Here is a 14,541-nt window from a genome sequence, read left to right on the forward strand (position 1 = left end):
TTAAGATCAATTAGGAGTCAGAACTTCCGTGTACACTCGGTTTCCAGCGCTAAACTCAATCGTATAGGAGTAAGTAATCACACCAGTTGACGGGTCAACAGATCCTGTAACCTCAGCGCCATCTCCTTCTCCCCACACACCATTGCTATAGAAATCTCCAAGGGTTTGCATAGGAATATAAAGCTGACCACATACATCATTGAACAACATAGGTGCTTCACCAGTTGGTGTTGCTAACACTCCTTTAGCCCATGATCCACTTCTACTAGAAACATAACTTCCAGGTCCCAGCTCTGTGATCACTACAGGGAATGAGTATGAAGCCCCATCATCTCTCTGACCAGTCATAGAATATGATCCAGCCAAGTCAGACAAACACTGAACAGTAAGACTCACTCTATTGGCTGCCTGAGCCAATACACGTCCATCAGTCATTGTCATCTCAGTATGAAACCCGATAACATCACCGATGGCCAGATCAGCAGCAGTGGCACTAAAGCCCTCCATAAAGTCCCCAATAGAAGAATAGTTCACTTCTATCGGATAAGTAGAAGCCGTAGTGATTTCCACAGACTCAGTTCCATACGATTTGTAAACAGTCATGGACTGAACATCAGAAACATTTGGAGAAGATACTGTCACAGAATAATCTAACATCGCTGTAACAAAAATCACCTCGCCAGTTTCCGTAGGGTTTCCTAGCAAAGCACCGCCAGAACTTCCAATAGTGGTTAGGGCAGCCTCTTTAGCCTCCGCAGTAACCAAATCTTCAGACTCATTACACGAGATCGCAAAAAGACCAAGGGTTAGGATGGCTATGTATATATTTATTTTTTTCATGATAATTTCAATTTAATGTTAATTGACAATTATTAATTATCCCACCAAACTTTGGTAGTCAATACATCTGCACCTTGACTTGCCACAGCTGCATCATAGCTAGCTTTATTGGTAGTCTGCTCTGAAGCAGGATAAGAGTATCGAGAAGGAATTTGAGATAGTACAGCATCAAGAGCTGGAGACAAAGCAGGCTGACCTGTTCTTCTCCATTCTGTCCATGCTTCTACTCCCTGAGCAAATAGAGAGATCCACTTTTGGGTTCCAATCAACTCAGCAGAAGCACCTGCGCTATACGCCACACCAGACTGGGACAAGTAAGCGTCCACACCTGAGGTGATTCCGTTTTCTTCCATAGAAGCTCGAATACCAGCATTGTAGAATGTGGCAGCATCTCCGCTAATGTAATTAGAAGCAGCAGCCTCAGCTAGCAAGAACTGCAACTCCGCGTATGACATAAACATACCTGGCAACTCGGGGTTCAAATAGAACTCACCGATACCAGAAACGTTCTCATAATTGAAGTCTTCACTAGGAACATCCTGAATTCCGTTTGGCTTACCTCTGTAGTTACCATCAGCATTCTTAGCAGCCATTACTGCAAGACGAGGATCACTAAATCCTTCGAGAGTCTGCACCAAAAGCTCAGAAACTTTCCATTCTAATCTGCTACCATAATCAATGGTCTCATAAAATGGGTGAGCATTAGGCTGAGCAGCTAAATAAACAATAGCAGCATTATCAGCATTTGAAGTGAATATTGGGCGAGCTACTGTTGCTTGTAAATCTGCAGACACATCACGAACACCAGAAATCCTCATCAGACATCTGATTTTCAATGAGTTAGCAAACTTTCTCCACTTAGAAGCATCACCACCATACATCAAATCAGTGGCTGCATTCAGTGATCCATTTCCTCCAGCGATCAACGCATTAGCTCTGTCGAGCTTTGCCAAGATGCTATCATAAACCACTGATTGCTCATCATATGCAGGAGCAAAAATACCCTCAGTACCACGGATGGCCTCTGTATTAGGGATATCTCCATACAGGTCAGTAAGCAATGAATATCCCCAAGCCTGTAGCGTAAGTGCTACTCCTTTAGATACATCATTACCTTCTGCAGTAGCCAAAATCTCCATTGATCTGGCATCAGAGATTACATCTTCGTAGATGTTATCCCAAGTAGACTCAATTACAGACTGTCTTGGAACGTAACGCTCCTCGTCGTTGTACTGAACTTTCGTCCAAAGCTGAGCCCAAGTGGAACCCATATCTCCACCTACAAACGTGCTATGCAAGTTGTTGGCAGCATTCCTAATGATATCTGCTGTCAGAAGATCTGAGGGAACAGTTGTCGGGTTGTTAGGATCCTGATTCAATTCCTCAAATCCCTTATCACAGCTCGTTGCAAAAAGAACGAAGAAAATTCCCGTGAATAAATATTTTATAGACTTCATCATCGATTAAAGTTTAAAGTTGATATTGAAACCCATGCTTCTTGCAGATGGCAACTGACCAAATTCCTGGCCTTGCTGCGAATCAGCATTGCTAAATCCACTTTCTGGATCTATGTGTGGTACTTTAGAGTACAACAACGCAAGGTTTCTCCCTACTAATGCAATGTTTACATCTTTGAAAGGAACGTTGGTAAACCACTGACTTGGCAATTTCCAGTTCAATGTAACTTGTCTCAATTTGATATAAGACGCATCAAAAACTGATCCTTCAGCAACACCGTTGCTAAATGCTGCTTTGTTATAAGTTTCAGCAGTTACTACAATGTTATTTGGCACATAGATAGGGTTACCATCTGTGTCAGTACCTGATTGCATCACACCTTTACCTACAATACCTTCTTCTCTTCCTTTCAAAGTTTCAGCAAGTACTCCAGCATATCTACCCCAAGTAGTAGTCATAGTATAGATATCACCACCCCATTTGGCATCAAATAAACTGCTCAAAGAAAGACCTTTGTAACGCAAGTTCACTGCTATACCTCCTGTCCAATCTGGCTGAATGTCTCCCAATACTCTGTATGTAGGGTCGATCTGTGGTCTACCATTTACGTGAACGATGTTACCATCCTCGTCTTTAAGATACCCAGGGCCGAAAAGCACACCATAAGGATGACCTTCTCGTGCTTGCAAATCCACATTCCACTGACCACCTAGTACAATTGCGCCTTCATCACCATCAATGTTATTAACGGAAATTACATCGTTATTGTAAGTAGCAAAGTTTACATTCAAACCGGCAGAGAAATCCTTAGTGTCTACAATTGTAGCGCCTAATTGAAGCTCAATACCTTTGTTCTCAATCAAACCAACGTTATCGTAAGCTGACTCATAACCACTAGTAGGAGAAACCTCCACCTGAACGATCAAGTCCTCAGAAGTCTGGTCGTAGTAAGTCGCATCCAATGAGATTCTTCCATCGAAAAACTTAGCTGCCAAACCAATTTCAATACCCGTAGTTGTTTCAGGCTTGATGTTTGGGTTGTTCAAAGTTTCAGGATTGTATGCCAAAGAAACAGATCCGTAAGGAGTTGTTCTGAAGCTGTACAACTGCTGCAAGCTATAAGGGTTCAGACCACCTGAACTACCTACTTTAGACCAACCAGCACGTACTTTCAAGTAAGGAAGTGCGTTGGAATAAATGTCTAACATGTCGGTCAGAACAAAGCTTAAAGAAGCCGATGGGTAGAAATATGAGTTATCAGCCTTTGGAAGTACTGACCACCAGTCATTTCTGCCTGAAATATCCAAGAAAACGAAATCTCTAAAAGAAAGCTGAGCAGTACCCAACAAACTATTGATTTTCTCTTCTTCCAACGTGTTAATCAAAGTAGGAGTACTACCTGACTTCAGGTTGGAAACGTTATACAATCCTGGAAGCTCTAATGCAGGAACACCTACATAGTGTCTTGTGTACTCCTGAATCATATTATTACCACCAAAACTCACAGCTACACCGAAATCACCGAATGTCTTGTTTGCTGTGATCATGTAGAAATGGTTGATCTCAGTGAATCTTCTCACCTGATCTGAATAGAAACCATCTGCTGCTGAGTTAGTACCGATAGCCTTAATGTTGCTGTTTCTCATGTCCCAGTTATCAATACCGGTTCTTACATAAGCACTCAACCAGTCGTTGAACTGATACGCAAGTTTAACGTTACCAATCAAACGATCTTTGTCGTAACCCTGAAGGTTTACATCCTGTCCCCAATAAGGGTTATTCTGGAATACTGTATTCCAGTTCAAAGGAGTACCAGCTGCTGCTGTTCCTTCTGGTGACAATGGCAAATTCTTGTAATCCTTCAAAGCTGCAAGATCCACGTTTCTTCCAGACCAGATCATCTGCTGAACAGGGTTATCATTGGTATAACCAATAGAAGCAAGGTTATCCGCATGTTCCTTGATATAATTAGCAGAGAAAGAAGCCTCAAGCCCCTCTAGCAATCTCAGGCTAGCAGAAGAGTTGATGTTCCATCTGTTAAAATCAGTATTAGGAACCATACCTGTCTGATTCATATTAGTAGCAGAAAGTCTGAAAGCATTGTCTCCATCGCTACCAGCTATTGCTACGTTATTACTCAACTGAACACCAGTTTCGTAAAAATCCTTAATGTTATTTGGATAAGACTTCCATGGGCTTGGACTAGACGTTGTTCCATCGTCTCTGTAATCGCTCCACTGAACGAATTCCAATCCTACATCAAGAGGAGCTCCCCAGCTTTCATCCACACCGTCACCATATCCACTTTGTCCGTTTACAAACTCAAAGTAAGTATTGCTGGCTCCCTGACCATAAGAGTTTTGGAAGTCCTGCAATCTTAAAGGAGTCTGGAACATTGTAGAAGAGTTGACAGAGACGCCAAGACCTTTCTTGCCTTTTCCAGTTTTAGTAGTCACGAGGATTACACCGTTTGCACCTCTGTTACCATAGAGAGCAGCTGCAACAGGACCTTTCAATACAGAGATAGACTCTACATCATCCGGGTTAAGTGAAGCAGCTCCGTTTGGCAAGTCATAACCACCACCATTACCGGCAGTACCATAGTTAGAGTTGTCAATCGGCACACCGTCTACTACGAATAGAGGCTGGTTGCTACCACTGATAGTAGAAGCTCCACGAAGTACAACACGAGAAGAAGCACCTGGAGTACCACTTGAGCTAGTCACCTGAACACCAGCTACCTGCCCTGATAGGGAGTTAACGATGTTGGTTTCTCTAGCCTGGGTAAGGCCATCACCTTTTACGTCCTGAACTGCATATGTAAGTGACTTCTCCTGACGCTCAATACCCAAAGCCGTTACAACGACTTCAGTCAATTGCTGAACATCAGAGCTCATTCCTACATCGATAACAGATCTAGCGCCAATTTCAACTTCTTTTGGCTCAAGACCTACAAATGAAAATACTAACGTTCCGCCCTCTTCTGGAACGCTCAAACGGTAGTTACCATCTAAATCACTGGTAGTACCTGTCGTTGTTCCTTTCAGCACAACGTTTACACCCGGAATGCCGCTACCATCCTCTGCGGAGGTAACGGTTCCAGATACTGTCCTTTGCGCCAATGCGCTGAACGCAAAGACGAAAGTCAACATGAAACTGAGTAGTAGAATCCTCTTCATATTATACTGTTTTAAATTGTACATTATGTTTCAACTACTAAATTTATAACAATTTGATCGTAATCAGCAAAAAGGGAAAAACTAAAGTGATTGTGAGAAAACCCCTCTATTTATTGCGAAAAGGCCTTTTTACACTATAAAAAATTACAATTCTACTATAGATTTCAATAAGGCGAAATAATCATCTCTAATTGGATTATTTTCATAATTTAAATTCTGAGAAAAAAAATAAAAAAATTGTTAAAAAATGTAACCTCACAAAAAATCACTTATTGGAAATAACTCTAAAAGTGATCCTTCGATTTAAATCCCGACCATTTTCAGTGCTATTATCTGCGATAGGCTGACTACCCCCATAACCCTTCGAAAACATTCTGGACTCATCCACACCTTTAGACAGCAGATAATTATACACGGTACGGGCCCGCTTCTCAGATAATGCCAGATTATAACTTTCAGTCCCTACGGTATCTGTATGTCCCTGAATCTCGAAAGTTAAACTTTTGTTAAGCTTTAGGTATTCCACGATCTCATTGAGTTCTGAACGCGACTTGGGGTTTAATAGGTGCTCGTTGAACTCAAAATAGATGTTCTCTAAAGTGAGTGAAGCGCCTGCTTCTATGGGATGAAGCAAGATGTCCAGGGTATCTGGTCTTAATGCGGTAGAACTTTGAGCTTCGAATTTTAAGTCTTCAAACAGATAGTCCTTCTTTCTGATAAAGACACCATATTCATTACCTTCTGTCAATACCAGAAAATACCTCCCTGAAATGGAATCAGAGTTTACCCAATAGGTATCTGTGGTATCATTCAAATTGGACATTCTCATCCGGGCACCTAAAGGCTTCCCCGTTATCCCATCCTGTACCCGGCCCGTCACATAACTCGCTTTCTTTTTCACCAAAGAGTCAAAGGGGACTTTGAATTTCACAATGTTAGTAGTACTCGTAACTCCGGACTCGGTCTTTTCAATGGCATAATAGCCAAATGTGCCTGAGGCATTAATAAAAAGCGAGAGTTCGTCATTTACCGTATTGATAGGATAACCGAGATTGGTAGGAAGTGACCATTGCCCATTGGTTTTTTCAGAAAAGAAAAGATCGAATCCTCCAAGACCAGGATAGCCCTGTGTGGAGAAGAAAAGCAAATCATTATTGACATGAATAAAAGGGGTGGTTTCATCAAAAGGTGTATTGATGGGTTTACCAAGGTTTACCGGCTCGCTCCAGCCTGTCTCTGTAAGCTGAGAGCTCCAAATGTCACGTTTACCAACTCCCCCAGGCCTATTGGAAGCAAAATAAAGCACTCGCCCATCGGCACTGAGCGAAGGTTGAGAATCCCAATATCTGGAATTGATCCCGGAACCGAGGTTTTCTGGCTTCGTCCATTTATTTCCTTGTCTGTATGTGACATACAGGTCACAACTACCAAATGACGACCTTCCCTCACAAGAAGCGAAGATCAATGTGCTCCCGTCTGCAGAAATGGTACAGGCCCCCTCGTTAAAGGGAGAATTGATCTCCCTGGAAATGGACTGAGACGGAATCCACTCATCATTGATTCGTACACTCACGACCATGTCTTCGTCGGATGACGGGTTATTGGCATCTCGCTTGGTATAGATAATCGTGCGCTCATCCACCGTGAGCACCGGGAAATACTGCAACTGATAGGCATTGATTGCGGGTGGTAGCTCCTGGATCTCCAGAGGTCGGGCTTCCTGTACAGACTTCACAGAGAAAGCAATGCTTTGAGCCAGCAAAGGATTCGGGTCAGACACATGGGAAATAGCCTGCTGTGCTTTATGATAGTCGCCAACTTCGAAATTTAGCCCTGCAATGCGATCCCATAAACGTTCATCTATTTGATCGGCGGGAATCATTTCGGTGAGCAGGTTATAATAATAAGCTGCGGAGTCCGGCTGCAGATAGACACTGTAAATGGTGGCTAGCCGCCGGTAGGCCTTGGGGTATAGCGGATCCGCCCCAATGGCTTTCTTCAGGAGTGTCTTAGCTTCTTCAAAATCTCTGGATTTGGCAGCTTCCTCTGCTTTCTCTGTAAGCTTTACCGCACGCTTATTATAAGGCTGACTATAACCGACCGCTGTGATAAGAAAAAAACAAAAAACAAATAGGATTCGTGGGGTCATTATGGGATGTCCAGATACTTATGTGTCTGTAAAGATATCCTCCATTTTGGGTTTTTCTTTACATAATCCACGATAAGCGGCATCATGTCGTCCTTCTTTGACCACTCTGGTTGTAGAAAAAGCCTGGTCTTGGGGAGGCATTTTTCTGCATGGGATTCCGCCCATGCAAAATCAGACTTATTGTAAACGATGACTTTCAGTTCATCTGATTCCTCATAAAACTCCGGCAAAGGGGCCATGAATTTTTTAGGGGAAAAACAAATCCAATCCCAATCACCGGATAATGGATGAGCTCCGGAAGTCTCAATGTGGGTTTTCAATCCTGCATCATGCAGCTGGTTGGTAAAATCACCCAGATCGTACATGAGCGGTTCGCCACCTGTGATCACCACGATCTCAGAACCGGAGGCTTTGGCATCAGCAACCATCTGACTTAAGGAAACTTTTGGGTGCGCATCGGCATCCCATGATTCTTTCACATCGCACCAAACACACCCCACATCACATCCGCCAAGGCGGATAAAATAGGCCGCACTGCCCGTATGGTAACCCTCACCCTGAATGGTGAGGAAGTACTCCATCAACGGGAGATCGGTCAACACCTTATCCTCCGTGTTGATCTTCATAAGCCTTCATTGTATTCAAAAGTAAAGAAGCAATGGTCATAGGGCCCACTCCACCGGGTACGGGAGTAATAAATGAACATTTCTCAGCTACTGTATCAAACTCTACATCACCAGCTAACCTAAAGCCAGTCTTTCTTGACTTATCTTCTATGCGTGTAGTCCCAACATCCACAACCACAGCTCCATCTTTCACCATATCGGCCGTAATCAGACCTGGCTTACCCACTCCCACGATCAGAATATCCGCCAGTTTAGTATGGCTGGACAGGTCCTTGGTGTATTTGTGACAAAGTGTTACCGTAGCCTTTCCATCTTCAGTCATCATCATACCCAGAGGTGCCCCAACCAATCGGCTGGCCCCCACAATGACACAATGCTTACCTTCGGTTTCAATGTTGTATCTCCTCAGCAACTCCACCACTCCAAAAGGTGTAGCCGGCATGATGAGCTGGTGCTTGGAAACAATACTCCCGAAGTTCTGATTCGTAAATCCGTCTACATCTTTCTCAGGCTTCACACTTTCAGTGACCCGCTCTACTGAGATGTGCTCCGGCAATGGTATCTGCACAATGAAACCATCAATGTCTTCATCAGCATTGAGGTTCTCCACATGCTTAATTAGTTTATCCTCGGAGATGGTACTGGCAAAATGCATGAGGGTAAAATCGAACCCCACTGACTTGCATGCTGCTATTTTACCATTCACATAGGTATGGCTGGCACCATCATCACCTACAATAATAATGGCCAGGTTGGGAACCCTCTTTCCCTTTGATTTCAGGTCTTGTACGCGGGCTGAAATCTCATTCTTGATGTCACCGGCAACTTTCTTACCGTCTAATAGTGTAGGCATTATGATTCTATTTTGATTAGCTATCTAGTTTAAGGACTGCCATGAAAGCCTCCTGAGGTATCTCCACGTTCCCCACCTGTCGCATACGCTTCTTCCCTTTTTTCTGCTTTTCAAGGAGTTTACGCTTACGCGAAATATCACCCCCGTAGCACTTGGCCAATACGTTCTTTCTCATCGCTTTCACAGATTCCCTGGCAATGATCTTGGTGCCGATAGAAGCCTGAACGGCAATTTCAAACATCTGACGAGGAATCAATTCCTTCAGCTTCTCGCAAAGTCGCTTTCCCCATTCGTAGGCTTTGTCTCTATGAACGATCGCAGAAAGGGCATCCACTTTCTCCCCATTTAGCATAATATCCAGCTTCACCATATTAGACTGCCTGTATCCTATCAGCTCATAATCGAGTGAAGCATAACCTCGCGAAATGGTCTTCAGTCTATCAAAAAAGTCGAAAACAATCTCCGCCAGTGGCAATTCAAAAGTCAACTCTACCCGATCACTGGTGAGATATACCTGATTTTTGATCTCACCGCGCTTGTCCATGCACAATCCGATAACCGACCCTATAAATTCTGATTTGGTGATGATCTGTGCCCTTATATAAGGCTCCTCTACATGCGAAACATAGTTGGGCTCCGGAAGCTCTGATGGTGCATTCACTTTCAGCACTGCGCCATCCGGCATGATCGCATGAAACTGTACCGAAGGTACCGTGGTGATCACGGTCATATCAAACTCACGTTCCAGACGCTCCTGCACAATCTCCATATGCAGCATCCCCAGGAAGCCACATCTAAATCCAAAACCAAGGGCCATGGAAGTCTCAGGCTCCCATACCAGAGAGGCATCATTGAGCTGGAGTTTTTCCATAGAAGCTCTCAACTCTTCAAATTCCGTGGTATCCACAGGGTAAATCCCTGCGAAAACCATCGGCTTCACATCTTCAAATCCCTTTACCGTACGCTGAGTAGGGCGACTTACGTGGGTGATGGTGTCTCCCACTTTCACCTCTTTGGCCACTTTGATCCCAGAAATAAGATAGCCCACATTTCCAGCCGAAATAGAGTTCTTTGCCTCATGGGTAAGTCGGAGTACACCTATTTCATCAGCTTCATAAGTCTTGCCTGTGTTGACAAACTTCACGTGATCTCCTTTATTCAGGGTGCCATTGAAAACCCTGAAGAAAACTTCTATCCCTCGATAGGTATTAAAAACTGAGTCAAAAATCATGGCCTGAAGCGGCTCCTCAGTATCGCCTGTAGGCGCCGGTATGCGCTCCACTATGGCTTGCAGTATTTCTTGTATTCCAATGCCTTCTTTGGCGCTGGCATGGATGATATCTTCTCTGTCACAACCGATCAAGTCAATGATCTGATCTGAAACTTCCTCGACCATGGCTCCGGGAAGGTCTATTTTATTAAGCACAGGGATCACCTCCAGGTCATTTTCAAGAGCCAGGTAAAGATTGGAAATGGTCTGTGCTTCTATACCTTGAGCAGCATCCACCACTAGCAAGGCACCCTCACAGGCAGCTATTGACCGGGAAACTTCGTAAGAAAAATCCACATGGCCCGGAGTGTCAATCAGATTGAGAGTGTATTGATTGCCTTCATAGGGAAAATACATCTGAATGGCGTGACTCTTGATGGTAATCCCTCGCTCACGCTCCAGGTCCATATCATCGAGTAGCTGCGCTTGCATGTCTCTTGCCGAAACAGTCTCTGTGGACTGTATGAGTCTATCGGCCAGGGTACTTTTACCATGATCGATGTGCGCAATGATGCAGAAATTCCTAATGTGCTTCATATCCAATTAAAAGTCTGCAAAGGTAGTATAAAGATGGGTCAATAGTCATGCTAATCTAAAAGGATTCTCAGGGTCTATTGTTTGTTTTTGGTGTCGATAATAATGGTTACCGGACCATCATTGACGAGGCCCACCTTCATGTCTGCACCAAATTCACCAGTAAACACTGGCCTGCCAAACGATTCCATTTTTTTCACAAAAGCCTCGTAAAGAGGGATGGCAACATCCGGTGACGCTGCGCGAATGTAAGAAGGTCGGTTTCCTTTTTTTGTGAGCGCATGAAGGGTGAATTGACTGACGACCAAAACTTCACCGCCGATATCCAGCAAACTGAGGTTCATTTTTTCCTCTTCGTCTGAGAAAATCCTTAAGTTGGCCACCTTTTTGGTGAGCCAGTCAATATCCTCATTGTTGTCTGCCTCCTCAATGCCCAGTAAAATGAGCAAACCATCACTTATCCTGGAAACCTCTTTGTCCGAAATGGTAACCGAGGCCTCAGAAACCCTCTGAATAACGGCAATCAAAGTCCCTGAGTATTTACAATTTTAAACATGTCATTGGAGCTGTATACCCTGGTGCCTTCTTTGCCTTCTGAGGCCACTATGTGCATGGCTTTGGCCACATCTGAGGCATTAATCGACCAGAGGCGGCGCTTCAGGCCCACCATGAAAAAAGAGAATATTTTGGAAATAGCCTTCGCAAATTCCTCCGCCAACCTAAAGTCTGTGCGCTCCCCCAGCAGCAATGAAGGCCTGAAAATTTTCAATCCCCTCAAGTGAAGCTGCTTAAGTCCCTCCTCCAGCTGGCCCTTTACCTGATTGTAAAACAATGGCGAATCAGCATTTGATCCAGCGGCCGTCACCACCAAATACTGCCTGAACTCCGGAGATTTCTGCGCGATCTCAGCGAGCATCAGGGGGTAGTCTAAGTCAACTTTCTTAAAATTCTCCTTGGATCCTGCCAACTTGATGGTGGTACCCAGCACACAATAGTAATCTTCCGCTTGTAACTGCTCACTGATAGAATTCATCTCTGCAAAATCAGGAATAACAATCACCTCTACCCTGGGATCATCCATTTCCAGCGCGCGGCGGGATAAAATTTTGATTTTACTGTAGTACGTTTTGGTAAGCATATGGTCTAGCAAATGCTTCCCTACAAGGCCAGTAGCTCCTACGATTAGTGCGGTGTGTGTAGACATTACTCGATTCTTTTATGGTGAAAAATCAGCCAGTTGTTTCTTCCCAAGATCTGAATCTCCCTATATCTTCGGCCAGATTTCTGAAAATAAAGTAAATCAGTGAAATATCGTCTGTCAATCCCAAAGCCGGTATGAAATCAGGGATCAGGTCAATCGGGGTAATAAAATAAATCAGGCCAAATACTAAGGTCAGAATAGTGGAGGTAGAAAAAGCTGAATACTTCCCATTGAAATGGGCGCGAATCATCCTAATCAGTACCTGTATCTGATAAATGAAGGTAGATCGCTCTTCCGAGTCTGTGTTGATCTTGTCCATTTTCGCTTTCACTTCAGTCAGCAGAGACTTCACTTTCTCATTTTGAGTAACTGTCTCCTTTGCTTTCGTGAAAATCCTATCCAGCTTCGCGTTGCCCATATTTCTTTCAGAAAAGTTCCTTTATTTCATTTTTAATAAACGAGAGTGCGCCCCGAAGGGTGTCCTGCTGATTACGCATATTTTTTTCAAACACCATTTTAGCCAAATCCAGACTAGTGGCCGAATCATCCAGTTCATTTGCAGACTCATTGATAAGTGAGATCAGCTGCTCGATAGCACCAGTCACATAAATCCAGGCTTCCTCAGAAATATAGACCTGCTGAGAGAGGTTGTGACTAAACTCACTTCTAATCTCACTAACCAGCGCTCCCTGAAGTTGTTTAGCACTTAAATCTTTTTCATTCAGGCGAGGAATGATATGGTTGGGAGAAATCCGCTCCAACAAAAGACAGATTCGCTCATAGGCCTGCAGCCGAATAGGCAAGACCACCTCCTGATTTTTATGCCTGAGACTCAGGTGTAGTTCATCCAGTTGTTTGTTCATAAATGACCTCACAATCAGATATGCAGTATACAAAATGAGCAATCCAGGTATTGTTATTTTCAACAGGTCGTAAACCATCTCCATTTTCTAAGTGTTAGCGCTTAAGTAAAGATCAAAAATAAGTATTTTCTTTGGCGAAATGAATGAGCCCGTACACATAACCCCGAAAGCACAAAAAGAAATTAAACACATCATGGCCAATAAAAACATCCCGGAGGGCTATGGCCTCAGAGTGGGTGTGAAAGGTGGTGGCTGTGGTGTGACATTTGTGCTGGGTTTTGATAAACAAAAGGAGAATGATCAGGCATATGACATTGCGGGAATTCCAGTCTATATCCAAAAACGTGAGATGATGTTCCTGCTGGGAAAAGAGGTGGATTTTTATGACGGTGCGGATGCCCGTGGATTCGTTTTTGTCACGCCCTCTCCGTCATGAACTCAGCCTTCTAAAGTGACCATCGCTCTGTGGCACAAGCCTTTAATCGGGGGGTTGTACTTACTCACCTTCACTTGTACCTTGCTCACTTTTGGAAAGGCTTCTTTCAGCTTTCTGATCATTTTTCCGGCCAAATGCTCCAATAGCATGGCATCAATGCTCATCACCTCCGCCACTACTTCGTAGACTTTTTCATAGTTGACTGTGCCCTCCAGCTTGTCTTCACTGGCCGCTTCCGCAAAGTCTACTTCCAGCTGTACATCAACACTGTATTTGTTCCCAATCTTGCGCTCCTCCTCGTAGTAGCCGTGGCGCGCATAAAACTCCATGCCTTCCAGTGAAACCAATCCCATCCTTACTCTTCCAAATCATCAAAAAATGAACCCCCACCTGATTGACTTTTGACAGACTCAGTAGGCTTCTTAGCTGCCGGTGGAGCTGGTGCTGGCTTAGGTGCCGGGCGGTGAGATCGGGTATTGTTGAGATCCGGCTGCTTCAGTGGAGTCATCTTCACCGGTTTCACTTCCAGTTTCTCTTTATTGATCCAGGCTTCGGATTCACGAACAAGTGCTTTTACTTTCTTGGTATGATCCTCCATCTTGAATGGTGCCTGCTGCTTAGTCGTTCTATTAATCCTGTCATGGATGTCCTCGGCAAAATTCTTCAACTCCGCCATGATGTTATCCCGGTGATTTTCCAGCGCCCGATAGTTCTGCTCCAGGTCCTTGATGGCATCCTGCATTTCTTCTATCATCTGCCGGGCTTCCATTTCAGACTTCTCTATGAGGTTTTTGGCTTTGGCTTTGGCTTCACTCATCATGGCCTCAGCGTTCATTTGCGTCTCTTTGAGGTGAAGCTCTGAGGCCTTATTGGCCTGATCGATCAGATTGGCCCCTGTGTCTTCTGCGGTTTTCAGTGTCTTGAAGAGCGAACTCTCTACCTCGCGCAGCTTTCTCACTTCCTTCTCGGCCTGATCAAGCTTGATTTTGAGTTCTTTATTATCATCCAAAACCCGCTCCCATTCATTCGAAAGAGAAAGCAAAAAGGCATTGACTTCATCTTTGTCATACCCTCGAAGTTTCTTTTCGAAGTTTTTCTGCCTTATCTCTATCGGCGTGATTTTCATATGCTA

The 14,541-nt window shown here is 44.0% G+C and carries 14 protein-coding genes; 1 reads left to right on the forward strand and 13 read right to left on the reverse strand.

What is annotated here, in order from left to right; genetic code table 11:
* Positions 1-6 precede the first annotated feature (6 nt).
* The 11 genes from ACHKAR_RS15165 to ACHKAR_RS15215 form a co-directional block, all read right to left on the reverse strand.
* Entirely contained in the window at positions 7-840 is an 834-nt protein-coding gene (locus tag ACHKAR_RS15165; protein ID WP_159583496.1) for a hypothetical protein, read from the reverse strand.
* A 32-nt stretch (positions 841-872) separates the two neighbouring features.
* Complete coding sequence (locus tag ACHKAR_RS15170; protein WP_159583494.1) at positions 873-2,300, reverse strand: SusD/RagB family nutrient-binding outer membrane lipoprotein; 1,428 nt, start codon at positions 2,298-2,300, stop codon at positions 873-875.
* A 3-nt stretch (positions 2,301-2,303) separates the two neighbouring features.
* Positions 2,304-5,501, reverse strand: a complete 3,198-nt coding sequence (locus ACHKAR_RS15175) for a SusC/RagA family TonB-linked outer membrane protein (protein ID WP_221413349.1) — start codon at positions 5,499-5,501, stop codon at positions 2,304-2,306.
* Between the two features lie 241 nt (positions 5,502-5,742).
* Positions 5,743-7,626, reverse strand: coding sequence for an OmpA family protein (locus tag ACHKAR_RS15180; RefSeq protein ID WP_395418224.1), 1,884 nt, complete (start codon positions 7,624-7,626; stop codon positions 5,743-5,745).
* Positions 7,626-8,252: a 7-carboxy-7-deazaguanine synthase QueE gene (locus ACHKAR_RS15185; RefSeq protein ID WP_395418225.1), complete on the reverse strand. Its 627-nt coding sequence runs from the start codon at positions 8,250-8,252 to the stop codon at positions 7,626-7,628. Before ACHKAR_RS15185 ends, ACHKAR_RS15180 begins: the two co-directional genes overlap by 1 nt.
* Positions 8,230-9,105: a bifunctional 5,10-methylenetetrahydrofolate dehydrogenase/5,10-methenyltetrahydrofolate cyclohydrolase gene (locus ACHKAR_RS15190; protein WP_395418227.1), complete on the reverse strand. Its 876-nt coding sequence runs from the start codon at positions 9,103-9,105 to the stop codon at positions 8,230-8,232. Before ACHKAR_RS15190 ends, ACHKAR_RS15185 begins: the two co-directional genes overlap by 23 nt.
* Before the next feature lie 16 nt (positions 9,106-9,121).
* Positions 9,122-10,912, reverse strand: a complete 1,791-nt coding sequence (lepA, locus tag ACHKAR_RS15195) for a translation elongation factor 4 (RefSeq protein WP_159583488.1) — start codon at positions 10,910-10,912, stop codon at positions 9,122-9,124.
* A gap of 74 nt (positions 10,913-10,986) precedes the next feature.
* Positions 10,987-11,436, reverse strand: coding sequence for a D-aminoacyl-tRNA deacylase (dtd, locus tag ACHKAR_RS15200; protein ID WP_395418229.1), 450 nt, complete (start codon positions 11,434-11,436; stop codon positions 10,987-10,989).
* Complete coding sequence (locus ACHKAR_RS15205; protein ID WP_395418230.1) at positions 11,433-12,113, reverse strand: Rossmann-fold NAD(P)-binding domain-containing protein; 681 nt, start codon at positions 12,111-12,113, stop codon at positions 11,433-11,435. The genes dtd and ACHKAR_RS15205 overlap by 4 nt, the downstream gene beginning before the upstream one ends.
* A 25-nt stretch (positions 12,114-12,138) precedes the next feature.
* Positions 12,139-12,528, reverse strand: coding sequence for a YkvA family protein (locus tag ACHKAR_RS15210; RefSeq protein ID WP_395418232.1), 390 nt, complete (start codon positions 12,526-12,528; stop codon positions 12,139-12,141).
* Between the two features lie 7 nt (positions 12,529-12,535).
* The gene (locus ACHKAR_RS15215) at positions 12,536-13,057 is read right to left on the reverse strand and encodes a DUF7935 family protein (RefSeq protein WP_159583480.1); all 522 of its coding nucleotides are present in this window, start codon (positions 13,055-13,057) and stop codon (positions 12,536-12,538) included.
* Between the two features lie 55 nt (positions 13,058-13,112).
* Between ACHKAR_RS15215 and ACHKAR_RS15220 the strand changes: the two genes are divergently transcribed.
* Entirely contained in the window at positions 13,113-13,409 is a 297-nt protein-coding gene (locus ACHKAR_RS15220; RefSeq protein ID WP_395418233.1) for a HesB/IscA family protein, read from the forward strand.
* Between the two features lie 2 nt (positions 13,410-13,411).
* Here ACHKAR_RS15220 and folB read toward each other — a convergent pair whose 3' ends face one another.
* Both folB and ACHKAR_RS15230 read right to left on the reverse strand, forming a co-directional pair.
* On the reverse strand, positions 13,412-13,762 hold the full coding sequence (gene folB / locus ACHKAR_RS15225; protein ID WP_159583476.1) for a dihydroneopterin aldolase: 351 nt from the start codon (positions 13,760-13,762) through the stop codon (positions 13,412-13,414).
* 2 nt (positions 13,763-13,764) lie between these two features.
* Entirely contained in the window at positions 13,765-14,535 is a 771-nt protein-coding gene (locus ACHKAR_RS15230) for a DivIVA domain-containing protein (protein WP_395418235.1), read from the reverse strand.
* Between the last annotated feature and the right edge of the window lie 6 nt (positions 14,536-14,541).

This window comes from Marinoscillum luteum, assembly GCF_044005705.1.
GTDB lineage: Bacteria > Bacteroidota > Bacteroidia > Cytophagales > Cyclobacteriaceae > Marinoscillum > Marinoscillum luteum.

Bases quoted from the DNA above. Each gene is read 5' to 3' on its own strand.
- ACHKAR_RS15165 (WP_159583496.1), bottom strand. From the start codon at position 840: ATGAAAAAAATAAATATATACATAGCCATCCTAACCCTTGGTCTTTTT.
- ACHKAR_RS15170 (WP_159583494.1), bottom strand. From the start codon at position 2,300: ATGATGAAGTCTATAAAATATTTATTCACGGGAATTTTCTTCGTTCTT.
- ACHKAR_RS15175 (WP_221413349.1), bottom strand. From the start codon at position 5,501: ATGTACAATTTAAAACAGTATAATATGAAGAGGATTCTACTACTCAGT.
- ACHKAR_RS15180 (WP_395418224.1), bottom strand. From the start codon at position 7,626: ATGACCCCACGAATCCTATTTGTTTTTTGTTTTTTTCTTATCACAGCG.
- ACHKAR_RS15185 (WP_395418225.1), bottom strand. From the start codon at position 8,252: ATGAAGATCAACACGGAGGATAAGGTGTTGACCGATCTCCCGTTGATG.
- ACHKAR_RS15190 (WP_395418227.1), bottom strand. From the start codon at position 9,105: ATGCCTACACTATTAGACGGTAAGAAAGTTGCCGGTGACATCAAGAAT.
- lepA (WP_159583488.1), bottom strand. From the start codon at position 10,912: ATGAAGCACATTAGGAATTTCTGCATCATTGCGCACATCGATCATGGT.
- ACHKAR_RS15205 (WP_395418230.1), bottom strand. From the start codon at position 12,113: ATGTCTACACACACCGCACTAATCGTAGGAGCTACTGGCCTTGTAGGG.
- ACHKAR_RS15210 (WP_395418232.1), bottom strand. From the start codon at position 12,528: ATGGGCAACGCGAAGCTGGATAGGATTTTCACGAAAGCAAAGGAGACA.
- ACHKAR_RS15215 (WP_159583480.1), bottom strand. From the start codon at position 13,057: ATGGAGATGGTTTACGACCTGTTGAAAATAACAATACCTGGATTGCTC.
- ACHKAR_RS15220 (WP_395418233.1), top strand. From the start codon at position 13,113: ATGAATGAGCCCGTACACATAACCCCGAAAGCACAAAAAGAAATTAAA.
- folB (WP_159583476.1), bottom strand. From the start codon at position 13,762: ATGGGATTGGTTTCACTGGAAGGCATGGAGTTTTATGCGCGCCACGGC.
- ACHKAR_RS15230 (WP_395418235.1), bottom strand. From the start codon at position 14,535: ATGAAAATCACGCCGATAGAGATAAGGCAGAAAAACTTCGAAAAGAAA.